Below are 23,158 nucleotides of genomic sequence, written 5' to 3' on the forward strand. Positions count from 1 at the left end.
TGCGGAGCATAAGATCAGAAAGGTGGAGGGGGACTGTTCCCCCGTAACCTTTTTGATCTTATGCAGTAGCATTCAGGGTGTCGTTTACGCGTTTCCACTATAAAAATAAAAGCGACCAGCAAAAAAGCATCCCCGAGGAAAGGGATGCTTTTTTAATCAATTTAAATTTTTGGAAGGAATTTAAATTTTGATTTTAGTGCTTTAGCTTTTGGTACTTTGGTACTTTCGTGAAGGATGGTACTAATGCTCGATATTCTTGCCTGAATATTCATCAACCAAGATATCTTTTAGTTCTGAGATCAATGGTTCTTTAGGATTTGCAAAGGAGAATTGATCAGCAAAGGCGTTTTCTGATAGCTCATCGACTTTTTGTTCAAATTGTGCTTTATCAACACCGTTATCTTTCAAACTTAATTTGATGTCGACTGAGTGAGCTAATTCAACAATCTTCTTGATCAAGGCCTCTTTGAGATCCTCATTGGAGGAACCATTCAAGCCAATGTATCTTGCTAATGAAGCATAATCTTCATCAGCTCTAAAGTGCTCGTATTTTGGCCACATAGCAATCTTTGTTGGTTGCTTGAAATTATATCTTATCACTTGAGGGAGTGAAATGATAACCCCAAGACCATGAGAAAGGCCAAATTCGTTATAAAGTACATCTGCTAGTGAATGGCCAACACCAGCAAAGGCGTTTGCAAATGACATTCCAGCAAGAGCTGAAGCATTGTGCAATTCTGCTTGTGCATCAACGTCTCCGTCATAAGCTTTCTTCAAATTATCAACGACCAGCTTCAAGGCTTGCATAGCATATGGACGTGTATAATCTGAAGCCATGTTTGAAACAAACGATTCAACCGCATTGTTCAATACTTCTAATCCAGCAATCGCAATGATATGTTTAGGCATTGATTCAACAAATTGCGAATCGATGATTGCAACGTCAGGCGTCAATGCATAATCAGCGATTGGATACTTAACGTTGGTACGATTGTCAGTAATATTAGAAAATGGCGTTACTTCTGAACCAGTTCCATAAGTTGTTGGAATAGCGACAAATTGAGCTTTTTCAGGCTTAGGGAACTTGTAGGTACGTTTTCTAATATCAATGAAGCCTTGTTCTGCTCCAAACAAGTCAACATCTGGATGTTCGTAGAACAACCACATATCTTTAGCAGCGTTCATCGTTGAACCGCCACCTAAAGCAATGATGGTATCTGGTTTGAAGATGTTCATCTGAGTTACGCCACGTCCAACCATATCAGTGGATGTTACGTATTCTACATCAGAGAATAAGGTATATTCAACTGGATGTTTTCTCCGTTTGAGTTCGTCAACAACTGTATCGACATATCCAAGTTGAACCATGTTAGGATCTGCAACAATCATTGCACGGTGGATACCTTCCATATCTTCCAAGTAACGTACAGAGGTTTTTTCAAAGTATACTTTAGGCTGTTTGATCCATTGCATGTTGTTTCTCCGTCTTGCGATAGTCTTGATATTCAAAAGATCGAATGATGAGACATTATGTGAAATAGAATTTTTACCCCATGAACCTGTTCCTAGTGTTAGTGATGGGATCATCTCATTGTAAAGATTTCCGATACCACCGATTGCTGAAGGAGTGTTGACTAGGACACGACTGGCTAACATCTTTACGCCATATTCAGTGGCTAACTTCTCATCCATCGTATGAATGGCAGCTGTATGACCGAGGCCACCGTGATGGAGTAAGGCGTCAGCTTTCTTGAAGGCATCTTCGTGACTAGTTGACTTATAAATTGAGATTACTGGAGAAAGTTTTTCGCTAGATAATGGTTCGTCGTCACCGATCTTAGTTAATTCAACAGCTAAGACTTTAGTATCGTCAGGAACTTTGATTCCAGCAAGTTTAGCAATCTTCAAGGCAGATGCGCCGGCGATTGGTCCTTTGACTCCACCTTGAGGTCTAAACATTGTTTCGGCTAAGGCTTTATAATCAGCCTTCTTTAAAAAGGTAACATGCATCTTTTCCATTTCTTTTTTGACATCATTGTAAATTTCTTTATCAACAATGGCACTATTTTCAGATGCACAAACCATTCCGTTATCAAAAGTCTTTGAAAGTACGATATCATTAACTGCACGTCTGATATTTGCTGTTTTTTCGATATAGGCTGGTCCATTACCAGGTCCAACACCTAACGCAGGCTTACCTGTTGAATAAGCAGCTTTGACCATTCCAGGGCCACCAGTGGCAAGAACACTTGCAACGCCTTCATGATTGATCAAATAAGAAGTAGCTTCGATCGATGGCTTCTCGATCCATTGGATGATACCTTCTGGTGCACCAGCTTTAATGGCTGCTTCATACATTACTTTTCCGGCAGCAACTGAACAATTTTGTGCTTGAGGATGGAATCCAAAGATGATCGGATTACGAGTCTTTACAGCAATCAATGATTTGAACATTGTTGTTGAAGTTGGGTTTGTAACCGGTGTGACACCAGCTAAAACGCCAAGTGGTTCAGCAACTTTGATCAAGCGATGTTCTTTGTCATCTTCAATGATCCCGACTGTCTTATCACGTTTGATCGAATGCCAGATCTCTTCGGTAGCAAACATATTTTTGATAACTTTATCTTCAGTCACGCCGCGACCAGTTTCTTGATAAGCCATCTTAGCTAGTTTCAAACTAGCGTTAAGTCCGGCAATTGCCATTTGATGGACTATATGGTCGACCTTTTCTTGGGTAAAGTCATCCATGGCCTCCAATGCCCCATGTGCCTTGTCGACCATTTTATCGATCGTCTTGGAGACCTCTTCTTCGTTAACTTTCTTATTATCCTTTAGCATACAAAATCCTCCAAACAATTCATAAGTTTGTTAAACCATTCACGTTATTTATTTCACATACTTATATTAACACCGGAATTTTCATTTGCAAGTTTTTTCACTTACTTTTTGAAAGTTTTTATATTTGTATACGCTTACATAATTATTATTATATTAAGTAAAGATAATCTCTGGTCAAAGATTGTTATCATAGGAATCTAACTTCCTGGGGTTAAAGCCCATTGTAAACATTTCTTTGAAAATAATCCGTGAAGTTACAAACTTTTTGGGCACAAAAAAAGAGTGAAATTATTCACTCTTTTTATTTATTAAGCTTCTGTTGCTTTAACTTTGTCTTCGTATGAAGCAACAATTTCATTAATAAGATCTTCATCTTTTAAGCCAGTAACTTTTGTAATTACTTCTTTAGGTGAACTTTCTTGGAGCATCTTTTGTAATTCTACACTCTCTGAATCTTTTGGTTCATCGAATGTGAGGATCATACCAACTGTATCAAGAAGTACGCTGTAATCTAATCCACGTTCCTTCAATTCACGAATTGGACGAATAAATCTTTCGTCAAATCCTAACTTACGGATTGGTGTACGACCAACACGTAAGATATCATCAGAAATAAACTTATTTTGGAAACGGCTCAAGATTTTTTCTTGATAAGCTTTGTGGTCGTCAGGGTTAAAGTTCCACTTGTGGATCAATAGATCACCAGTTTCCTTTAGAGCACCCTTAACTTGCTTCAAGACCTTGGCATCAACAATTGCGTCACCGATTGTCTTGTAGCCAAGATATTCGCCTGTATAAGCAACTGTGGCATGGCCTGTGTTAACTGAGAATAATTTACGTTCGATATATGGTTCCAAATCTGGAACATAAACAACTGTATCCAATTGGATTTCTGGATATTTCATTTGTGACTTGTCAACGACCCATTCCTTGAATGGTTCAACAGTAACTGCAAGTGGATCATCATGATGTTGAATTGGCACGATACGGTCAACAGCAGCATTTGGGAAGCCGATATATTCATCAGCAAACTTCTTATCGTCGTCTGATAAGTGTGTGTAAACTTCTTCTTTCAAAGCTTGGCTTCCGCCAATCATGTTTTCGCAGGCAATAACATCAAGTGTAGTTGTGTTGTTGTTTGCTTTACGTGCACTGATACCTTTAGCAATTAAATCAGCGATGAACTTCAAGATCTTTGGTCCAATAGCTGTTGTAACGATATCTGTGTTTTCGATAGCTTTAACAACGTCTTCTGGATTATCTTTATTGTTGATACCATCAACATTATCAACATGGATCTTTTCATGACTTTCTTCAGCCAATTCAATGTCGTATTCGTGACGTGCGTTCAAGGCATCAATGATTGTTGAGTTAACATCAACAAAATGAATTGCATATCCGTTTGATGCTAATGTTTCACCAATAAATCCTCTACCAATATTTCCTGCTCCAAAATGTACTGCGTTTTTCATCCTACTCAACCTCTTTTAATAGATTTATGACTTCGTCAGCTGATTGAGCGTCAGCTAATTTTTCAACATTTGTAATATCGCTGCAGAACAATGCAATTGAAGAAAGCAATTGTAGATGTTCTCCATTTAGTCCAGCAATCCCGAAGACAACTGTAATTAATTTTTCATCAGCTGGATCATCGCTAAAGTCAACGCCCATTGGGTATTGAACGATTGAGATACCAGTTTTTTCGATATATTGCTTTCCATCTTCAGTTCCGTGCGGAATAGCAATAAAGTTACCCATGTAGACCGAAACGTCTTTATTTCTATCGATCATTGAGTCAATGTAACCAGCCTGAACATTTCCGTTATCAACTAGCAATTGACCAGCTTGCTTAATGGCATCTTCTTTAGTCTTTGCTTGTTGATTAAGCTTGATAAGATTCTTATCTAAAGCTTTCATTACATCACTTCCAATCCTCTTCTTTAATAACCCTCAAAAATAATTTTGCAATTAATTGTTTGATCTCGTCTGAATCGCCATCTTGATAAGTTTTTAAATTAAGCTCATTGTCGATGATCGAACTTGAGATACTGCCCAAAAGGTCAATGCTAAATTGTGGTAGATCTTTTGGTGCAATCATAAATAAACATCTAGTTAAGTTCATTGATTTGTAATCCATCCCTTTGATCAGGATTGGATTAGTTAAATCATAGAGTGCAAAAAATGGTTTTCTGACACCGTCATTGGTCGTGTGGATCAAGGCTAAGTTTGTATTTGGCAAACCAACTGGAGCTTTTTCCATCCGCTGATAAAGGGCCGTAGCGACCATATCAGGATTGGTAACGTACTCTGGACGCAAGCGTCTAGATAGCAACAGTAATGTTTGCTGCAAATTAAAGGCTCGATTGTCGATCTGTTTGACTTCAACTTGATTTAACAGCTGATGAGCAACCGTCACCTTGTTATTTAAACCATTCAATTCCGCAATGGCATCATTTGAGTCGACTACTAACTTCTTATTGGGATGAACTTCGACGACTCCAAATCGTTCGTTCAAAAAAGTTTTGATCTCTTCGATTTCATTGTTGAGCAACAATGGCGAAATAACTTTATATGGCAACTTGAACCCTGGTAAAAAGATCGTCGATAAAATAATGTCGTAATCTTTAAGATCCAAGTGATTCAATTCAGCCACTCGAGACACCTTATAACGGTTGATTTCAGGAATCGTTTTTTTCAAACGACTTTCCAAAACCTTGGCCGTTCCAATACCGTTAGCACAAACTACTAAGGCACTGATTGGCTTATTTTGACGTTGCTGTTCGAACGACGATGCAAAGTGAATCAAGATATAAGCTGCTTCACTCTTCGGCAATCTTCCATTAAAGACGCTGTCCAAAGCTTTGATGATCTGATCATAAAGTTCCGGATAGTTCTCGATCACATTCTGTAAAACCGGATTGTTGATCTCTGGAAGTTGCGACACTCGTCTTTTTAACGCTGAACCAATATGAGCCATCAGGTCATTGAACAAGGTCTCATCAGTTTGAAAGTCATAATCAAAGTCATTGGAGACTTCTTCAATCAAACTTCTGACTTGATATGACAACGTTAAATCATAGTCATCTTGTAAAATGTTTTTTGAAATTGAAAAGCTCATCCCTTGAATTTGTTGAGCCATAAACTCTAATTCCATCAAGGTGATAGGGTCGCGCACGTCTTGGTCAAAATCGTTATACAAGTCAATCGCAATTCGTTGATATTGAAAAATTGAACTCTTGTCGACTGCCTTGAACTCGCTGACTAACTTGCCCATTCTGATCCGTGCAGCTGAAACAGTTAAGATGATCATCAACTGTTTTAACTGACTGTCAGATAATGAGGTGAAATCATTTTTTACATGTTTTTCCATCGCTAAACTAGCTTGTTTTAATAGATGGAAATCTAATAGATTTATAAAGTACTGTGAAGAATTCTTGGCTACTGTCTCAGTGCCATCAAGATGATCAACGAATTCAAAAAATTCATATTCGTTGATCTCACTTGAAAGAATTCCACTTAAAACCCGTCTGACATTGCTTTCTTTTCCATCGACACGGATTCCCTTTGCTTTGATTCGGACTAATTGCAATTCATAGTCATTAAAGATTGGTTCAATCGTTTTAAGGTCTTGCGTAATGGTTGTCGAACTGACTTCAAACTCATCTGCCAAAGATTGTATTGTAATGATTGTATCTACTGTTAATAATTTACACACAATTGCACTTTGCCGAGTTGCAACTGAGGTAAGTATTGTTTGAGTATCAGATTGCGTCAAAACATTGCGTAGTTCAGTGAAACTGTCTTTATTGCCCACCAGATGGTATAGTCCGTCAGTTTTGGTCAACTGAATGGCTAGCCGAGCCAACATAGTTTCTAATGAAGATAATTCCCGATAAATCGTTCTCTTGCTGACATTGATCCCTTTCGTCAAATCAGATACATTCAACCCTTGAGGATTTCTAAGCAAAAGTAATGTGATTTCAGATTCTCGATTTGATAAATCCATTTATTTAACATCCCTAATATTATTATTTCATTTCAGAAATAAGTTTATCATATTCGGGTGGATCGATTAGACTATCGACTACTAGAACTTGAACGTTCTTGAATGATAGCTTGATACGTTTAGCTGTGTCACGACTTGCGATAACTAGGACTGAATCTTCATCGTCAACTTCACCAACTGAGATGTGTTGAACTTTGATGTCCTTGATTCCAGCTTTCTTCATGTTGTCCTTAAAGATCGAACGACCCATTGTAGCTGAACCAACATTTTGATCATGATGGATAAAGTCAATTGTCTTGATCTTTGAAACATCGATATCTTGAAGATCACTTGTTTCTTGATCGTTATCTTTTGTCTTTGTTGCTGAATCTGTTGTTGTTGCTGTATCTGAACCAGATACTTCTTTAGTCTTTAAACCAGTGACGATCTCATCGTACTTAGGTGAGTTAAGGAAGTTTTCAACGGCCACGTGGACAGCTGATGGTGTCTTAGTTAAGGCACGACTTGCTAATTCGTCTTGAGTAACAACTAATAATCCTGGTTCATCTTTCAAATTGTTGATAGCTGTGTTGGTAACTGATAAGTCCAAACCAGCTTTTTTAACTTTATCTCTTAAGATTGAAGCACCCATTGCTGATGATCCCATTCCGGCATCACAGGCAAAGATAATGTGGTTAACTTCGTTTGCTGTTGCTAAAATTGCTTTTGCATCTTCTGTTGAAGCTTGTGTACCGCTGGCATCAACTGCTTCGCCTTTGGCTGAAGCTTTTTCGTTGCTCATTGCGGCTTGACTAGCTGCAAGGTCGCCGTCCATTGATTTATCACGTTTTAAGATGACCATTGAGATCAAGAACGAAACGACTGTGGCTCCGGTAACACCGGCAAGGATTCCCAGATAATTTCCGAGCCCCTTAGGCGTCATCAATAAGATTGAAATAATGGAACCTGGTGAAGGTGAAGCCTTTAATCCTGATCCAAATAAACTGAATAGGAATGTACCTGTAACACCACCACCGATAACTGATAAGAACAATGCGGGTTTCATAAGTACATATGGGAAGTAGATTTCATGGATACCACCAAAGAAGTGAATAATAGCGGCACCAGAAGCACTACTCTTAGCTGTTCCTTTTCCAAAGAACATAAAGGCTAACAATACTCCAAGTCCTGGACCTGGATCTGGTTCAAGCAAGAATAGGATCGACTTACCAGCCGAAGCTGATGCTTGAATACCTAATGGAGTTAAAATACCTTGATTAATTGCGTTATTTAAAAATAGAATCTTGGCAGGTTCAATAACAACGTTGGCAAGTGGTAGTAGATTATGAGCAATAATCCAGTTAACACCAACTGCTAATGCACCTGATAATGTAGCAACCAAAGGTCCGATTCCGTAGAATCCAATGATTGCTAAGATCATACCTAGAATTCCGGCTGAGAAGTTGTTGACTAACATTTCAAAACCTTGTTTAGTTCTAGGTTGAGCCCAGGCATCAAATTTTTTGATCATCCAGCCACCTAAAGGACCCATGATCATGGCACCAATAAACATTGGAATATTGGAACCAACAATGACACCCATTGTTGAAATTGCACCAACGACACCACCACGGTGACCGTCGACGACATTACCACCAGTAAAACCAATTAATAGTGGTAGTAAGTATGTAACCATTGGTGTGATCATTTTTGCTAATTGGGCATTTGGTAACCAACCTGATTTCATAAATAAGGCTGTGATAAGTCCCCAAGCAATGAAGGCACCGATATTTGGCATAACCATTCCGGAAAGTTTACTACCGAAACGTTGTAACTTTGTCTTTATAGAAGTTTTCTCTTTAACTTCTGTTGAAGCTTTCTTTTCTTTCATGCTAGAAGTTGCTTCCATCTTCGACTCCCCTTTCAAGCACTGTAACTGCTTACAAGAATCAGTGTATACGCTTACCTTTTTGTCATCAACGGGAGCTTTGGCACAAAAATTTATGACAAAATTTTATGAATACGTTTTCAACTACTTACTAGTTGACTGTATCTTCGTTCGATATTATAATTGGGCTATACCAAAGTTAAGTGGTAGATCCGTTAATTTGAAAGGGGAATAACGATGAAAGTTATCGTAGCAACTAATAATGATGTAGCAGGCAAGAAAGCCTTTGAACTAATTAAAGAAGAAATGAACAATGGTGCTAAGGTTCTTGGCCTTGCAACAGGTAGTACACCAGTAGCAATGTACAAATATATGGTTAATAGCGATGTTGATTTTTCAAAAATGACATCAGTTAACCTTGACGAATACGTTGGATGTGCTCCTGATGACCCTCAAAGTTACCGTCACTTCATGCAAGTTAACTTATTTGATAAGAAACCTTTTGCTAAGACTTACGTTCCAGATGGTTTGGCAAAGGATCCAGAAGAAGAAACAAAACGTTACAACAAAGTCATTGCTGACAACCCAATCGATCTTCAAGTATTAGGTTTAGGTCGCAATGGTCACATTGGTTTTAACGAACCAGGTTCACCTTTCGATGCAGAAACAAGAAAAGTTCCATTAACAGAATCAACTATCGAAGCAAATGCTCGTTTCTTCGACAACGAAAACGATGTTCCTAAGTTTGCTTACTCAATGGGTATTGGTTCAATTCTTAAGAGTAAGAAGATCGTTCTTATGGCCTTTGGTAAAGAAAAGGCTGATGCCGTTAAGGGAATGATCGAAGGACCTGTTACTAACGAATGCCCTGCATCAGTTCTTCAACAAAAAGACGATGTTACAGTAATCGTTGATACAGACGCAGCTAGCGAATTAAAAGATTCATCAATCGACGAAAAGATCAACTAATCATTAAATTCAAAAGGAAGTCAGGATAAGTATCCTGGCTTCCTTTTTTTGCAACAAAGAAAGACCACTCATGAAAAAATTGAGTGGTCTTTTTGATACGCAATTTATTTAATATTTATTTCGTTGTCCGGTGCCTTCATCCAAGAATTCTCAGTCAAATCGATGTTAAATCTCTCTTTAATATATTCTGGGTCATTTTCCTCAATATATTTCGTTCCCCAACCATCTAACATCAATATTATTTGACGCATACTTTCACCAACATTAGTTAATTTATACTCAACTCTTGGCGGTACCTCAGGATAAATTTTTCGGTTAACTAAGCCATCTCTTTCCATCTCTCGAAGACTTTGTGTCAACATTTTCTGACTTACGCCAATGACGTTCCTCTTTAAATCACCAAATCTTTCAGTTCCCTTCAATAATTCTCTCATTATCAAAATTTTCCACTTACTACTTAACATTGCGATGGTTATCGTACATGGGCAAATTTCATTTACATCAAAATTATTTTTTTTCATTTTATTCTTACCACCAATCGTCGAATTAACACAAATGATACTTTTTAGTAACTATACCACTAAAAAGTGGCGTCTTCTAAAGTTGCCAGTTTGACGTTATAGTTTCACTCGTAAAGTCAAAGGGATATGGAGGTCATTAATTATGGACTTTATTGATACTGTTAAAAATCGTCACTCAACCAGAGATTTTGATGAGAGACCTGTCAGTGAACAAACGATAAATGAGATTATTAGAGTTGCAGCTCTGACTCCATCATGGGCCAATGATCAAATATGGAAAGTAGAAGTCGCAAAAGGAAATAGTTTAAAGCAAATTAAAAATATGCATCAACTATATTCACAAAATGGTAAGACAATGTCCTATGAATTCCCACCGTTACATCGAGAATCCATGGGAACTCAAGGACGTAGTAATGTCTCAACTTGGTCGAATGACTTATACAAATATCTTAAAGATGAGCCAAGCACCATGCAGAACAAGTCAAATAACTTATTCAATGCTCCTGCAATCGCATACTTACTAATGCCGAAAAAATCATCACTATGGTCAGCATATGATTTAGGAGCATTTGGACAAACCTTGATGCTGGCAGCCTCGAATCTTGGAGTATCTTCGATGCCCGCTGCGGAATTTGTTGGTTATCCACAACAATTACATAAAATTTTGAATGTATCTGATGAATATCAATTTGGAATGGGGATTGGATTGGGTTATCTGAATGAAAAATCGAAAATCAACAGTTTCCGTTCTAAACGAATGAATCTAAATCAATTTCTTACAATTCATGACTAGAAAGAAGAATAAAAATGACAAACGTATTAATCATCGGTGCCACAAGCAGAATCGCCTCAATCGTAGCTGATCAAATTAAAGATGAAGATGATATCAACCTTGCTCTGGTTGTCCGTAATATTCAAAAATTGCCGAAATCTTTAACAACTCAAAACATCTCGGTTGCAGATGCTACCGATTCAACAATGATGGCAAAAATCATTAAGAATCAAGACATTGTTTATGTCAGCTTAAATGGTGACGTGATCTCTTCTGCAAAAACAATTGTTAACGCTATGAAAAACACCAAATCTAAACGTCTAATTTGGACATCATCCTTAGGAATCTATAATGAAGTGCCTGGAGAATTTGGTAAGTTGAATAACCGTGCACTGCCACAATATTTGAAAACGTATCGGCAAGCCGCAGATATAATTGAAAATAGCAACCTGGATTATACAGTAATTCGCCCAGCGTGGTTAGTAGATGTTGATGAGGTAAGTTACGAAACTACGCACAAGCCCGAGCCTTTCAAAGGAACAGAAGTATCCCGTGCTAGCGTGGCCGATTATGTAAAAAATACGATTTTACATCCAGAAGTCGATGTTAGAGAATCAGTCGGTATCGACAAACCAGGAACAGATGGCAATAGGCCACGTAAATTCGTAATGGAATATAACGGTTTTGACCCCAACATGTAAATTTAGTCGTCGAATTAATAATTTTGGACAATCAAAAAGCAGGCCATCATCTGGTCTGCTTTTTGCATTCTATCTATTTTGTTAGTGAATCGATATATTTCTTGCCGGCGAAAAATACTACTGCACCGAGTACTGTTGAGAACAGTGTAAATTTGAAGATGAACTTAAAGAATTTTTTCATGATACCCTCCTGTTGGCACACTTATTTTTTAACGGAACATTGTCTTGGCTGCACGAGCCATGATCTTTGGATCTTTTTCGTAATGATGCATTGGTGTCATTTCTGACAATGGAATTCCTAAGAATGTGTAGACAGCACGTTGTGCAGCACGATATGAATATTGCTCAGTAAATACCATGTCAAATGGTTGCTCACAGAATTGACTAATGAATGCTAAGTTCTTGCTGTGCTTTGGAACGACGTCTGGACGATCTCCAACTGCACGTTGGTTGAACAATGCACTAGCATAAGGCATGTAAACTGGGATGCAGTTTACGATACTCTTCTTGATCTCATCAAAATGGTCACGAATATTGTCTTTTGCTGGATCCACTGCTGCCAATTGACCTAAGAATTCGTCCAAGACTTCTTCACCTGTCATTTCCATAACTGGTTTTTGAACGAAGTCACCGTTTCTACGTGGATACATGAAGTAGCCCCAAAGAACAGTTTCATTTGGTTTTTGTGCGTGGAAATGTGGTTGATGGTGAACAACGATTGACATGAGTGGTGTACTGTCGATCCATGTGTTCAAAGCATTCCCTGGTTGTTGTTGAGTAATTCTAGCAATGTTTTCCAAAAGTAGATGGTTGTTAGTTGTAATTGTGAAACTGTACCATTCGCTTTGTGTACGGTCATTGAAGAATTTGTCTGGATGGCCAAGTGAATAGAATTTGCTTGCTGCTTGTTTCCATAATGCAGCACTTGGAGCATATTCCATATTCTCAGTTACTGGTTTGTCCCAACTACCGATTGATGAACTGTCAGTAATTGAACCGTTACAGTCAAAGACCATGTCGTCTTCAGCAATGTCAATGTGACCTTCTTTATTGTCATTGTCGACTTCTTCATACTTAAGGCCTGTGACGATGATGTCATCTTGCAATGCAGTGTCTTTGAATTCTAATTCTGTAACTTTACGATTGTTAATGAATGTTACGCCACGATCTTCCAAGAATTTACGCATTGGTAAGATCAAACTCTCATATTGGTTATATGGAGTTCTGGTTACACCCTCTAGAGTATTGATTCTAGTGAATTCTAGGATCATCCGGTTCATGTAACGACGTAATTCCATAGCTGAACTTGCACGTTTGAATGCGAAAGTTGTTTGCCACATGTGCCAGAAGTTTGTGTCCCAGAAATGTGGTGAACTCTTGAACCACTCAGCAATACTGATGTTGTTTAGTTTTTCCTCGTTCTTTTCAGGCATCAGCATCAAAGTTGATAATAATGCACGTTCTTTGTTTGTAAATTGCATATGACGATAGTTGTCAGGTCCTGGATTGATTCTTGGACCATTGCGGTCAATCAAACGACCAACGTCATGTGTTGGATGTGCGTGATCAAAGTTCAAAATGTCATCAGTAACAGTTTGTCCAGGATTATCTAATGAAGGTACTGAACTCATTAGATCCCAAAGGTTTTCATATGTTTCTTCGTTCAACATACGACCACCTTTAGCTAAAAATCCTTTGCTGTTAGATAGTGCTTGGTTACTATATTCGTTGGCATAGTCGGCTGCAGCAGCACCATCATTGGCACCATGCGTTTCCAACCCCATCATAGTGATTTGTTCGCCCTTGAAGCCACCATCACGGATCAAATAAATACCAGCTGCCAAGTTACCAATACCTGTTCCGATCATATAAGCTTTGCGTGTCATTATGAAACACTCCCTTTCGAATACCTCTTAACAACTTAAATATAGCTATCAATTTAGATTTTGTAAAGGGTTTCACAAGTATTAATTTTAAAATTCAACAAAAATGTATTATATTTTTTGATATTTGACTTTTGAGATAAAAGCTTTATTTTGTCGCTTAGAGCGAATCTTGCATAATGATTGACCACTCTCGTTCATTTTTTAGGACATTAATAATCGAAAATCAAGCAAAATAAAAAGAGGCCTAGCATTTGCTAAACCTCTTTCTTCCTATTTAGTAAGTCTTAAAACATCACGAACGATCATCAACTCTTCATCAGTTGGAACGACCAAGACAGTAACGCTTGAATCGTCGCCACTGATCTTTCTGAGTCCTTTGCCATTTTCGTTGGCATCTTTATCAACAGTTACACCCATGTACTTGAATTGGTCCATGATCAACTCGCGGATCCATGAGTTAGCTTCGCCCATACCGGCTGTGAATAGCATTACATCCACACCGTTCATTAAGGCAATATATGAACCAACATACTTAACGATTCTGTTAATGAAGATCTCAATCGCTAATTCGGAGCGCTTGTTTTCATCTTTTGTAGCAATGATATCACGCATATCAGGTGAAACGCCTGAGATACCAAGCAATCCAGATTTTTCATTCAAGATATCGATCATGTCGTCTGGGTTAGTCAACTTGAGTTTACGCATCAAGTAGGCAAACAATGAAGGATCTAAGTCTCCTGAACGTGTACTCATTGTGATACCTGCAAGTGGAGTAAAGCCCATTGAAGTATCAATTGATTTGCCACCTTTAATTGCGTCAATTGAAGCGCCTGAACCTAAATGCATCGAGATAAGCTTAAGGTCCTTGAGTGGTTTGCCAAGGAATTCAGCAGCTTGGCCTGAGACATAACGATGTGATGTTCCGTGAGCACCAAATTTACGTACGCCATATTTTTCGTAGTATTCATAAGGAATACTGTACAAGTAGTTAACTGGATCCATTGTTTGATGGAATGATGTATCGAATACGGCAACTTGAGGTACATCTGGAAGGATTTCTTGGAAAGCCTCAATACCATATGCTTGACCTGGATTATGCAATGGTGCAAATTCAGCAAGGTCTTTAATTTGTTGAAGTACCTTTGGAGTTACAACTGCTGAGTCTTTAAAAATATTTCCCCCAGCAACTACACGATGTCCAACACCTGTGATCTCTGAATAATCTTTAATGATGCCTAGTTTGATCAAAGTCTTTAACATCTTAGTAACAGCTGTTTTGTGATCAGGAATATCGCCTGTTTCGCTTGTCTTTTCGCCATTATATTTAACTTTAAAAATTGAATCAGAAAGGCCCAAACGGTCAACCATTCCTGAAGCAATAACCTTTTCATCAGGAACTGAATACAATTTCCATTTAAGAGTTGAACTTCCTGAATTTACTGCAATAACCTTAGTCATTTCTACACCTATCCCTTGAAATTATTTTTTGCCCAATCTTGAACTTGATTTCTAAACCCTTCAAATTCCTTAACATTCTCTGTCTCTGGTATCGATCCCATCAAGACGTCTGTTACTTGCTTGGAGTTGCCACCGTGTTTTTGCAAAACAACGATTGCCTTTTGAGCTTCTTTGGAAGCAAACAAGTTGGCTGGTAGATCCAAAACTGCTTGCAAGTAAACGTTTGAAACCATCCATTCTGAAAGCTTCTTAGCTTGATCAGTTTGGAAAATCGCAGATGGAACCACGAACATCCCAATACCGCCATCATTTAAATTGTTCATCGTTTGCTCGATCAGCAAGTGATGTGCATATGAATGTCCCTCATCTGCCTTAGTTGCAAACTTAGCTGCATTGTCGTCGACTGGATAATATCCCACTGGTAGATCAGCAATTGCCAAATCAATATCAGTAATGTCCCATTCAGCGACTGCATCTTGGTGATATGCGTCTAAGTTCAAATTCATCATTTCGGAAAATGACTTAGCTAATCCAATCAAGACCTCATCATTATCGATACCGGCTGCATTGATATCAAAGTCGCCTGCTAATTGCATTTGATTGATAAACTCAATTAACAAATTTCCGGTACCGATAGTTGGATCGACTACATTAATGGTCTTTTTACCCATGGCACTAAAGAGCTCATAAGCAATCAAACTTGCAATGAGTCCAATCGTATCTGGTGTCATCATCTTGTTAGCTTCAACTTTATCCTTACGTTGAGCTTGAATGATATTTACCGTGATAGCTTGTTTAAGCTGTGCCTGAGTAAGTTGAACCTCTTTGATCTGTGAATATAATTCCTCTAATTTAGTTACCGTTTCGCTATCTGGAGCACCATTTTCAACATAAACCTTCCCATCCGAAAGATTTGTCAATGATTCTGCCAACGAATCGGTATAACTGCTGCTCAAAGACTTTTGCAATAAAGTAGCAGCTTGACTCAATAAATCAAAATAATTCTGCATTCCATTTTCTTCTGCCATTAAAAAACCTCTTCGCACATGATAATAAAATTTTAACGTTGATTTTCACTTAATTCAAGCGTTTTCATGCTCCAAAAATTTTATCGTCGTCGAATTTGAGAAATCATCTTTAATTTCATGGTGCAAACGTTGTTCCAACAAGCGATAGTTAATCAAACTCTCTGAAAAACGTTGATTGGTATAAAGGACCACCATAATTACCACTGAAAAAATTAATATGGCATTAACGAACAAGATCCCCTTTTTTCTCTGCAAAAGTAATGTCACTAATAAACATCTCCGTAACTCGATTTGAACTATCGACAATCGTTAGTTGAACAGATTTCAATTTTTTTAAAATATTGAATCGCTTAATGTTATTTAATACTGGTTCAAAGCCACCGTGCTCGTCCTTTTGCCGCAGATACTGATCAGTTTTTTCAAATGATTTAATATCAGGTTCGCCCTGATTGTCATTTCCGGCCGAATAATACAGTCGCTGATTGTCAGAATCGACGTAGACAGTCTTGTCTTTCAAAATTGCTTGAATCCTAGCTTCGACCACGTGCATCCTGATATTGTCGCGAACGTTTAATTGACTGCTTTTTGAGATCAGTTGTAAACACTGCTGCATCATCAAGATAGTCAAAATTGAGATCATCAATGCAATAATTGCCTCTCCTAATAAAAATCCTCTCCGCCTAGTGCCAATTAATTTCATACGACTTACCTTGTTGAGGTGTGACTTGAATGGAATGAGCGGTTGATTCGACACGATATTTTTCACCATTGATCGTGACCTCAGCTGGAAAATCAGGATTTTTAAGTTTATCAGCAATGATTTGTAATTCGCTAACTCGATGTTCGGCTGCTTTCAATAATCGATATTCCCGGATCACTACCACTGAAAATGTTGCTGTCATAAGCGTCACAAGCATCAATGAGAACAGTGACTCAATCAAGAGAAATCCCCTTTTTCTCATGGCGATTCAACACACCCCAATTCATCTGAACTGTATATTTATAAGTCTTTTCAAAGCCTTGAAGTCTTCTGGAAAAAAATTTGATAGTTTTCGGCTGCACTCCACCATCTCCATTCATTCTTAATGTTAAGTGGCTGATTTCTAAAGTCTCAGGTAAATCAACTTTCGAGACTCGGTGACCTTGATAGTAGAAAGTGATTTGGTGTTTTGCTCCAGAAATTTCAACTTCATGATTAGTTAAAAATGAATAATTCAAAGCGTTCTCCCAACAAGACTCAAAATCTTTTAATGCCTGTTCTTCAGCATTCTTCGATTGATAATCCCTGATCTCAAAAGAACCCATCATTGCAAGACTGACGATTACAAACAGTGCCAAGACCGTTTCAATTAGAGTAAAACTACTTCTTGTTATTGCCTGCAACGACTCTACCCTGATCATTGATGAATAAACCGAGTTTTTGACACCGAGTCTTAGCAGCCTCGTTGTCTCCTTCAAGGTCTTCAGGCTTGTTAGTTTTCTTTTCGTCATCAGACTGCATATCGTATTGAGCTTGAACCGATTGAATAAATGCTGCATTTGATTTTTCTTCAGCATGAGATTTTTGGGCTGCCAAATTAGGCACTATGAAAACTAATAACAACGAAATAATAAACATCACGATAACCATTTCGATCAAAGTAAAACCTGGCTTCTTTTCTTGCAACTTAATTCATCCCCTTCATCATCCCGTAGATAGGCAATAAGATCATCAAATATGCCGACAAAATGATCAGTGCAATTACCCCAAATAAAATGGGTTGGACTAGATTCAATAATTTTTTCAACGATGCCTGCGTGGCTTGATATTTTAATTCAGACATCAACAATAAGTCGCTTGCTGAATCGTTCACGCCACTACCGATTGAAAAAATTAAATTTAACTCATTGGGCAATAATGGCTCTTTTTCAATTTGTTTCTGCAGGGATCGTCCGCTAGTCAGACTATCTAAAATTTTTTTCGACAAAACATTTTGAATCGAACCTTCGGAAAAGTTTTGATTATTCAGACACATTTTTCTAAGGTCAAATCCGTTGGAAAATTGCATCCCCCATCCCTGTAAAATGGAAAACTGATAAAAATTCAAATAGCTTTTATTGACTAATGGCAACTTGATCAATATCTGAGCACGTTGATATTCAGACTGTCGTTTAAGGTAGAAAATAAACCCAATTAGACTCATCATCAGCAATGAAATGAGCACAAAACCAATTGCTAAGTAATGATCTAAATTTTCTAACTGTCCAGTATTATCAAGTTGCGGCAGCAAATACAGCTTGATACCGATAACGATCAATACCAGAAATGACACGATAAAAATCGGATAAGCTAATAGCTCTTTTAATTTAGCTTGCTGAGCTGCCTTGGTTTTTAAGACCCCACCACATTGAAGAACAGTTTGCTGCAGTCCGCCGTTGACTTGAGAAATCACTAATTGGTTTTGTACCACCGGTGGCAAACGCAGGTGTCTCAATGCAGTCGACAGCATGAAACCTGCCTCCAGATCCTGATAAATAGTCTTAAATATCGGTTCATCTTGATTCAAGATCATTAAACATCGCATCGCTTGATTCAACGAAAATCCATTTTTTAAAAGCTTGCCGATCAATAACAAATAGTCAGCTTGAAATTGGCAAGCCGTCACCTTATCCGGCCTGAAACTCTTCAAATATTTCTTCAGAAATGATTCCATTGTTTTTCGCATTCGTTAGCATCTGTCTCCAATTTTGGTCTTCTTGCTCATCTTGTTGATATTTCTGGATCTCTTTATGGTCTAACAAATCAGCAAACAACTCCAAGCGTTGGTCAGTTGGAATCAGTCGCTGATAACAGATCAGATTGATTGCATTGTCGATTTCAAATGATGTGACGCCAAACTGTTTCAATCTTTGAATCACTGAATATTTAGATTTTCCATGAATAGTCGTGAAGACAGTATATCCGCATATTGCAGCTCTAATTGCTTGTTGAGCGGTCTGTTGATCTCTGATTTCGCCAATGATCAATAATTCCGGACGGTGACGCAAACTAGTTTTGATCAATTCTTCATAAGTCATCCCTGCTTCAACATTTACCTGTAATTGCAAAAAATCTTGTTCAACTATTTCAATCGGATCTTCGATGCACATCACTTTTTTATGCTGACCAATTTTTCTAGCTAGGGCGTACATCAATGATGTTTTTCCCGAACCCATCGGACCAGAGAAAATCATCATTCCTTTTTGCTTAGCGGTCGGCAATAAATAATTCAAGAGATCCAAGTCAGATTCCGAAGTATTGTCTTGTGGATAGATCAATCGAATAACCAATGACTCTCGATTCAAGAAATCGCCAACGGTCGAAATTCGCACGTTGATCGGGTGATTTTGATAGTGATAGTTAAATGAACCCTTTTGAGACCGACGACGCTCTGAGATATCTAAACCACCGTTGAATTTCAAAAAATTCATGATGGAAAAAGTTTCGTCAACGTCTAGTTCAGCGACCGTATAGGTGGTCAGGCTGTTCTTAGCCTCAATTCGATAAGAGTTTTGTCTTGGTAAAAAGTAGATATCCGAGATTCTATTCGCACAAGCTTCTGTTAATAAATTATTTGCCATAGTTTCTGCTGTCATATTTCACCTCCTTCACCCAAAAATTACGCAAAAAAAAGCCGCAAACTTTTCAGTTTGCGACTTATTTAATTATTACAACTAGTTAATGATTATTCTTCGTCATCGTCTGGAGCTGCTGTATAAACTTCTGAAACATCATCATCGTCTTCAAGTTGATCGATCATGTGTTCGAATTGTTCTTTCTTGTCCTCTGGTACTGGAGTTGTATTTTGAGGAATCATTGTTAATTCAGCATTTGCTAAATCATAACCTTTTTCAATCAAACCATCACGTACAGCGGCAAAATCTTTTGCGTCTGTATAGATTTCATATACATCATCTGATGTTTGAAGATCGTCAGCACCAAGATCCATAATATCAAGCAATACTTGGTCTTCATCTTGTGTGTTCTTTGAACGATCTAAAACAATATAACCTTTACGGTCGAACATGTAGGCAACTGAACCAGTTGAACCTAGGCTACCTCCGTTACGAGTAAATGCAACACGTACGGATGAAGCTGTTCTATTTTTGTTATCTGTTAATGCTTCAACTAAGACTGCAACGCCACCTGGAGCATATCCTTCATATGTGACTTCGTCGTAGTGTTCTTCTGAACCACCTTCAGCTTTATCTAAGGCACGTTTGATGTTGTCCTTAGGCATGTTAGCTGCACGAGCTTTATCTACAATTAAACGAAGAGCAGCATTACTGTCCGGATCAGCACCACCCGATTTTGCTGCCATGTATAATTCACGTGATATTTTTTGGAAAATCTTTCCACGTTTAGCATCTTGAGCGCTTTTTCTACCCTGGATGTTATGCCATTTTGAGTGTCCTGACATTTCTGCTTCCTTCTTTCACTTTTATTAGTAAACCGCCTAATATAATATCAAATCTAAGCCGTTATATCAATACTCCATTGAGAATGGATGCGATTTTTTTTGATGCCGGCGACGAAGGAAAATAATCAACATTGTGATCAATATTGCCGTCAATGCTCCAACGCTATCTAATATCACATCATCCACCATTGGAGACCGTCCACCAGTCAATCCTTGATGAAATTCATCAAATGCGGCTAACCCAGTAGCCATCATCCATGGAGTAAATATTTGTAAAAACGGATTGTGCTTAAAGTAGGTGTACAATGCCAAACACAAGAACAATCCTAAAATGAAATAGGTGCCGAAATGGGCACCCTTTCTGATAAAAAATTCGATGAAGTTAAAATAACCATCATTTTTGATCGATTGATACTTATCGCCATATTGAAAACCAGCATTTTTCAATTGATCATAAAATGGACGATTATTCGAACCTAAATGTTTTTCTAAAAAAGGAATAGTCGTCTGCTGCTTATAAGTCATTGATGAACTGATAAACAAAACTAATTCTACTAAAGTAACAACCAACCAATACCATTTTTCATTACGTTTTAAATTTCTATTCATATTCTTTTTCCATATTAATTGTGGCGTTTAATTCTTTGGCACTTTCGAAGTAGTTTGAACGATACGAAACCTTGACTGCCCAATAGTAGACAAATGTCGAAACTACTAAGATCACAACAAAATCAACTGGATAACGAATCAATCCTAAGCCACCGAAATCAGTTCCACCGATCCAGGAGATACAAGATAGGAAGATCAATTGAAAAATCATCCATAATGAAGCATTGAATTTTTGTTTCATATTCTTAAATCCTCGACGACGTTCAAAGATCACATAAACTGGCAATCCTAAGATAACGATTGCGATAACTTCGATTGTCGTTGGAAACATCGTCCAATAAATTGCTAGACTGATCAAATCAAAGGCCAACGGCGCAAAGATTTTCATCCCTTTGATCTTAGTTGGACGTTTAAAGTCAGGTGCAATTTTACGAAGACTTCCGGCAACCACTGGACCAGTCAACAACGAAATCAACATCGTGGCAGAAACCACTCGAGATAACATTGTCCAATTTTTAAATAATAGAATCATAATAAAACTGACAACGAAGTTTAAGATCAAGGCCATTCGAGGAGAATCATATTTGTTGTCCGTTTTACCCAAAATTTTAGGCATGTGATGATTTTTAGGCATCGAAGCTAATGATTTACCCGCAGAAGCGGAAAAGGCCATACCACTACCAAATGGCGAAATAAACGCAGTAAAGTAAATCAAAGTCGATAGCCAGTAAATATTCAGCAAAATAGCTAAGTCTGAATATGGCGAATTAAAATCAAGCGAACCCCATCCCTTTGAAACAATCGAACTTGGCAATGAGCCAATGAAGACAAATTGCAAAGAAATGTAAATAATTGCACTGATCAATAGTGAAATAACGATTCCCCGACGAATATTGACTGCTGGCTTTTTAATATCATTACCAAGGTTGATAACAGTCTGAAAGGCAACGTAACTGAAGATAATACCAGCACTACTAATAGCTAAGAACACTGAAGATGTCCCATTAGGCATAAATTCGTGAAAATTTGAGCCTAAGTTGCTAACGCTAAAGTGAGCACTGATCAAGGCAATCATCGTCACGATCGGCACAAATATTTTAAAAATCGAAATAGCATTATTAAACTTAGCCATCAAACTAACTGACCAATAATTGATTAGCATGAAGATAACTAACATAATCGTTGCAGCAACCAAACCTTTCAAAGAAAGCTGATCGCCACGCATTAAAGCCCCAGTCCATTTAGCCCAAGACCAAGGCCAAGAACTCATATACTGAACCGATGCGACCGCTTCAATCGGCATAATCGCCAAAAGCGACAACCAGTTAGCCCACGAAGCAATATGCCCCAGAAGCGACCCATGAGTATACATAGAAAATCGACTCATCGCCCCGTCTTCAGGAAACATCGTTCCAATTTCAACATAAACAATCGCAATAATAAAAACAAGAATAGCACCAATGATCCAAGCCAAAATAGCAGCGGGACCAGCAATCTTGGCAGCTTGACTAGAGCCAAACATCCACCCAGACCCAATAATGGCACTAAGCCCAAACATAACAGTAGAAAATAAACTTAACTTCTTCTTTTTTTCAGATTCCAATTCTTCACTCATCTCTGATTCTTTAAATAATCCGATTTAAATTAACGCACATTGATAATTATAATTTAATGTGAAAAAAATAGCTAATTAATTCAGAGAGCGAAGGCCAATTGGGAACTTCCGAGCATTGCCTAGGATAAGGCTTATTGCGATTTTGGCAATCAGTCTTATCCGTAGCAAGCGGAAGAAGTTATTGGCCACAGCTCATTTCAATTCAGAGAGTGCAAAGTGCCGTTTAGACTTCGAGCATTGCTCAGGATGAGACAGATTGCGATTTTGGCAATCAGTTCAATCCGTGGCAAGCGGAAAAGTCTGGCACAAGGATAATTCGGAACTTCCGAGCATTGAAGCAAATCGTTTATTTCACTTCATCATATTGAGAAGCGATGTTGGCAAAGCCAACGAACGAAAAAGAAGAAGTCTCTAGAAACTGTATTTTTAGAGACTTTGAACTACTAGAC

21 protein-coding genes are annotated in these 23,158 nt (G+C 38.0%); 3 read left to right on the forward strand and 18 right to left on the reverse strand.

Features of this window, described 5'->3' with window-relative positions; all coding sequences use genetic code 11:
• Positions 1-240: 240 nt before the first annotated feature.
• The 5 genes from adhE to LKF16_RS04305 all read right to left on the reverse strand — a co-directional run bounded on the left by adhE (position 241) and on the right by LKF16_RS04305 (position 8,714).
• Complete coding sequence (adhE, locus tag LKF16_RS04285; RefSeq protein ID WP_291468966.1) at positions 241-2,838, reverse strand: bifunctional acetaldehyde-CoA/alcohol dehydrogenase; 2,598 nt, start codon at positions 2,836-2,838, stop codon at positions 241-243.
• Between the two features lie 308 nt (positions 2,839-3,146).
• Positions 3,147-4,310, reverse strand: coding sequence for a mannitol-1-phosphate 5-dehydrogenase (locus tag LKF16_RS04290; protein ID WP_291468968.1), 1,164 nt, complete (start codon positions 4,308-4,310; stop codon positions 3,147-3,149).
• 1 nt (position 4,311) lies between these two features.
• Entirely contained in the window at positions 4,312-4,755 is a 444-nt protein-coding gene (locus LKF16_RS04295) for a PTS sugar transporter subunit IIA (protein ID WP_291468970.1), read from the reverse strand.
• Between the two features lie 4 nt (positions 4,756-4,759).
• Entirely contained in the window at positions 4,760-6,844 is a 2,085-nt protein-coding gene (locus tag LKF16_RS04300; protein ID WP_291468972.1) for a BglG family transcription antiterminator, read from the reverse strand.
• A gap of 22 nt (positions 6,845-6,866) precedes the next feature.
• Entirely contained in the window at positions 6,867-8,714 is a 1,848-nt protein-coding gene (locus LKF16_RS04305; RefSeq protein WP_291469402.1) for a PTS mannitol transporter subunit IICBA, read from the reverse strand.
• 234 nt (positions 8,715-8,948) lie between these two features.
• Between LKF16_RS04305 and nagB the strand changes: the two genes are divergently transcribed.
• Positions 8,949-9,680, forward strand: coding sequence for a glucosamine-6-phosphate deaminase (nagB, locus tag LKF16_RS04310; protein WP_291468974.1), 732 nt, complete (start codon positions 8,949-8,951; stop codon positions 9,678-9,680).
• 104 nt (positions 9,681-9,784) lie between these two features.
• On the opposite strand, the gene LKF16_RS04315 is transcribed toward nagB, so the two are convergent.
• Entirely contained in the window at positions 9,785-10,201 is a 417-nt protein-coding gene (locus LKF16_RS04315; protein WP_291468976.1) for a winged helix-turn-helix transcriptional regulator, read from the reverse strand.
• Positions 10,202-10,343: 142 nt separating this feature from the next.
• On the opposite strand from LKF16_RS04315, the gene LKF16_RS04320 reads away from it, so the two are divergent.
• Complete coding sequence (locus LKF16_RS04320) at positions 10,344-10,994, forward strand: nitroreductase (protein ID WP_291468978.1); 651 nt, start codon at positions 10,344-10,346, stop codon at positions 10,992-10,994.
• Positions 10,995-11,008: 14 nt separating this feature from the next.
• Entirely contained in the window at positions 11,009-11,674 is a 666-nt protein-coding gene (locus tag LKF16_RS04325; protein ID WP_291468980.1) for an NAD(P)H-binding protein, read from the forward strand.
• Positions 11,675-11,883: 209 nt separating this feature from the next.
• On the opposite strand, the gene LKF16_RS04330 is transcribed toward LKF16_RS04325, so the two are convergent.
• The 12 genes from LKF16_RS04330 to LKF16_RS04385 all read right to left on the reverse strand — a co-directional run bounded on the left by LKF16_RS04330 (position 11,884) and on the right by LKF16_RS04385 (position 22,709).
• On the reverse strand, positions 11,884-13,560 hold the full coding sequence (locus LKF16_RS04330; protein WP_291468982.1) for an oleate hydratase: 1,677 nt from the start codon (positions 13,558-13,560) through the stop codon (positions 11,884-11,886).
• Between the two features lie 270 nt (positions 13,561-13,830).
• Entirely contained in the window at positions 13,831-15,018 is a 1,188-nt protein-coding gene (locus LKF16_RS04335; protein ID WP_291468984.1) for an acetate/propionate family kinase, read from the reverse strand.
• An 8-nt stretch (positions 15,019-15,026) separates the two neighbouring features.
• Positions 15,027-16,046: a class I SAM-dependent methyltransferase gene (locus LKF16_RS04340; RefSeq protein WP_291468986.1), complete on the reverse strand. Its 1,020-nt coding sequence runs from the start codon at positions 16,044-16,046 to the stop codon at positions 15,027-15,029.
• A gap of 223 nt (positions 16,047-16,269) precedes the next feature.
• Positions 16,270-16,746 carry a hypothetical protein gene (locus LKF16_RS04345; protein WP_291468988.1) on the reverse strand — a complete coding sequence of 159 codons (477 nt, stop codon included), beginning with the start codon at positions 16,744-16,746 and terminating at the stop codon, positions 16,270-16,272.
• Complete coding sequence (locus LKF16_RS04350; RefSeq protein WP_291468990.1) at positions 16,727-16,987, reverse strand: hypothetical protein; 261 nt, start codon at positions 16,985-16,987, stop codon at positions 16,727-16,729. The genes LKF16_RS04345 and LKF16_RS04350 overlap by 20 nt, the downstream gene beginning before the upstream one ends.
• A complete protein-coding gene (locus tag LKF16_RS04355; protein ID WP_291468991.1) occupies positions 16,980-17,429 on the reverse strand; it encodes a hypothetical protein in 450 nt (149 codons plus the stop codon). The genes LKF16_RS04350 and LKF16_RS04355 overlap by 8 nt, the downstream gene beginning before the upstream one ends.
• On the reverse strand, positions 17,407-17,712 hold the full coding sequence (locus LKF16_RS04360) for a competence type IV pilus major pilin ComGC (protein WP_291468993.1): 306 nt from the start codon (positions 17,710-17,712) through the stop codon (positions 17,407-17,409). Before LKF16_RS04360 ends, LKF16_RS04355 begins: the two co-directional genes overlap by 23 nt.
• Before the next feature lies 1 nt (position 17,713).
• Positions 17,714-18,751 carry a type II secretion system F family protein gene (locus LKF16_RS04365; RefSeq protein ID WP_291468995.1) on the reverse strand — a complete coding sequence of 346 codons (1,038 nt, stop codon included), beginning with the start codon at positions 18,749-18,751 and terminating at the stop codon, positions 17,714-17,716.
• Entirely contained in the window at positions 18,693-19,661 is a 969-nt protein-coding gene (comGA, locus tag LKF16_RS04370) for a competence type IV pilus ATPase ComGA (RefSeq protein WP_291468997.1), read from the reverse strand. The genes LKF16_RS04365 and comGA overlap by 59 nt, the downstream gene beginning before the upstream one ends.
• 89 nt (positions 19,662-19,750) lie before the next feature.
• On the reverse strand, positions 19,751-20,485 hold the full coding sequence (locus tag LKF16_RS04375) for a YebC/PmpR family DNA-binding transcriptional regulator (RefSeq protein ID WP_291468999.1): 735 nt from the start codon (positions 20,483-20,485) through the stop codon (positions 19,751-19,753).
• Between the two features lie 66 nt (positions 20,486-20,551).
• Positions 20,552-21,094, reverse strand: coding sequence for a VanZ family protein (locus LKF16_RS04380; RefSeq protein WP_291469001.1), 543 nt, complete (start codon positions 21,092-21,094; stop codon positions 20,552-20,554).
• Entirely contained in the window at positions 21,087-22,709 is a 1,623-nt protein-coding gene (locus LKF16_RS04385) for an APC family permease (RefSeq protein ID WP_291469003.1), read from the reverse strand. Before LKF16_RS04385 ends, LKF16_RS04380 begins: the two co-directional genes overlap by 8 nt.
• Positions 22,710-23,158: the final 449 nt, after the last annotated feature.

Origin of the sequence: Companilactobacillus sp., from assembly GCF_022484265.1 — a bacterium.
In the GTDB taxonomy this organism is placed as follows: Bacteria; Bacillota; Bacilli; order Lactobacillales; family Lactobacillaceae; genus Companilactobacillus.

Excerpts from the sequence above, each read along its gene's own strand:
- adhE (WP_291468966.1), bottom strand. The coding sequence starts at position 2,838 with ATGCTAAAGGATAATAAGAAAGTTAACGAAGAAGAGGTCTCCAAGACG.
- LKF16_RS04290 (WP_291468968.1), bottom strand. The coding sequence starts at position 4,310 with ATGAAAAACGCAGTACATTTTGGAGCAGGAAATATTGGTAGAGGATTT.
- LKF16_RS04295 (WP_291468970.1), bottom strand. The coding sequence starts at position 4,755 with ATGAAAGCTTTAGATAAGAATCTTATCAAGCTTAATCAACAAGCAAAG.
- LKF16_RS04300 (WP_291468972.1), bottom strand. The coding sequence starts at position 6,844 with ATGGATTTATCAAATCGAGAATCTGAAATCACATTACTTTTGCTTAGA.
- LKF16_RS04305 (WP_291469402.1), bottom strand. The coding sequence starts at position 8,714 with ATGAAAGAAAAGAAAGCTTCAACAGAAGTTAAAGAGAAAACTTCTATA.
- nagB (WP_291468974.1), top strand. The coding sequence starts at position 8,949 with ATGAAAGTTATCGTAGCAACTAATAATGATGTAGCAGGCAAGAAAGCC.
- LKF16_RS04315 (WP_291468976.1), bottom strand. The coding sequence starts at position 10,201 with ATGAAAAAAAATAATTTTGATGTAAATGAAATTTGCCCATGTACGATA.
- LKF16_RS04320 (WP_291468978.1), top strand. The coding sequence starts at position 10,344 with ATGGACTTTATTGATACTGTTAAAAATCGTCACTCAACCAGAGATTTT.
- LKF16_RS04325 (WP_291468980.1), top strand. The coding sequence starts at position 11,009 with ATGACAAACGTATTAATCATCGGTGCCACAAGCAGAATCGCCTCAATC.
- LKF16_RS04330 (WP_291468982.1), bottom strand. The coding sequence starts at position 13,560 with ATGACACGCAAAGCTTATATGATCGGAACAGGTATTGGTAACTTGGCA.
- LKF16_RS04335 (WP_291468984.1), bottom strand. The coding sequence starts at position 15,018 with ATGACTAAGGTTATTGCAGTAAATTCAGGAAGTTCAACTCTTAAATGG.
- LKF16_RS04340 (WP_291468986.1), bottom strand. The coding sequence starts at position 16,046 with ATGGCAGAAGAAAATGGAATGCAGAATTATTTTGATTTATTGAGTCAA.
- LKF16_RS04345 (WP_291468988.1), bottom strand. The coding sequence starts at position 16,746 with ATGAAATTAATTGGCACTAGGCGGAGAGGATTTTTATTAGGAGAGGCA.
- LKF16_RS04365 (WP_291468995.1), bottom strand. The coding sequence starts at position 18,751 with ATGCGAAAAACAATGGAATCATTTCTGAAGAAATATTTGAAGAGTTTC.
- comGA (WP_291468997.1), bottom strand. The coding sequence starts at position 19,661 with ATGACAGCAGAAACTATGGCAAATAATTTATTAACAGAAGCTTGTGCG.
- LKF16_RS04375 (WP_291468999.1), bottom strand. The coding sequence starts at position 20,485 with ATGTCAGGACACTCAAAATGGCATAACATCCAGGGTAGAAAAAGCGCT.
- LKF16_RS04380 (WP_291469001.1), bottom strand. The coding sequence starts at position 21,094 with ATGAATAGAAATTTAAAACGTAATGAAAAATGGTATTGGTTGGTTGTT.
- LKF16_RS04385 (WP_291469003.1), bottom strand. The coding sequence starts at position 22,709 with ATGAGTGAAGAATTGGAATCTGAAAAAAAGAAGAAGTTAAGTTTATTT.